Raw genomic sequence first — 959 nt, 5'->3', positions numbered from 1 at the left:
GGGAGCCGCTGGGGGCCTGAGCGGCCGCCGGAGGCGGGCCGGACGGCCCGACGTACGCTGGAGGGGATCGACCCCTCACCTCAAGCGGAGCACCTTTCACGTGAACGACCAGCAGCGTCGCCGTCCGGCCAAGCAGCACCGCCGCCCCAAGAAGGACCCCGTCCGGTTCCTCGCCTTCGAGGCGCTGCGGGCCGTCGACGAACGCGACGCGTACGCCAACCTCGTCCTGCCCCCGCTGCTGCGGAAGGCCCGCGCCAAGGGCGACTTCGACGGCCGGGACGCGGCGCTGGCGACCGAGCTGGTCTACGGCACCCTGCGCCGTCAGGGCACCTACGACGCCATCGTGGCCGCCTGCATCGACCGGCCGCTGCGCGAGGTCGACCCCCCGGTGCTCGACGTCATCGAGATGGGGGCGCACCAGCTGCTCGGTACCCGCATCCCCACGCACGCGGCGGTCTCCGCCAGCGTCGAGCTCGCCCGGGTGGTGCTGGGGGAGGGGCGCGCCAAGTTCGTCAACGCGGTGCTGCGCAAGATCTCGGCCCACGATCTCGACGGCTGGCTGGAGCGGGTCGCGCCGCCCTACGACGAGGACGCCGAGGAGCACCTCTCCGTCGTCCACTCGCACCCGCGCTGGGTGGTCTCCGCCCTCTGGGACGCCCTGGGCGGCGGCCGGGCCGGGATCGAGGACCTGCTGGAGGCCGACAACGAGCGCCCCGAGGTGACGCTGGTGGCCCGTCCGGGCCGCTCGACCACCGACGAGCTGCTGTCGGCCCTCGGCGAGGAGCGCGGACTCGCGGGCCGCTGGTCCCCGTACGCCGTCCGCATGGCCGAGGGCGGCGAGCCCGGTGCCCTGACCGCCGTCCAGGAGGGCCGCGCAGGGGTGCAGGACGAGGGCAGCCAGCTCGTCGCCGCCGCGCTCGCCCACGCCCCCGTCGAGGGCCGGGACAGCCGCTGGCTCG

At 75.4% G+C, this 959-nt stretch carries 1 protein-coding gene; it reads left to right on the top strand.

Annotated features, from left to right (window positions below; translation table 11 throughout):
• Positions 1–100: 100 nt before the first annotated feature.
• The coding region (locus IH13_RS37565; RefSeq protein ID WP_031084753.1) for a transcription antitermination factor NusB at positions 101–959 on the top strand (859 nt) is incomplete at its 3' end.

This window comes from Streptomyces sp. NRRL WC-3549 (genome assembly GCF_000721935.1).
Classification (GTDB): domain Bacteria; phylum Actinomycetota; class Actinomycetes; order Streptomycetales; family Streptomycetaceae; genus Streptomyces.
This window is presented reverse-complemented; position numbering and strand designations above follow the sequence as displayed.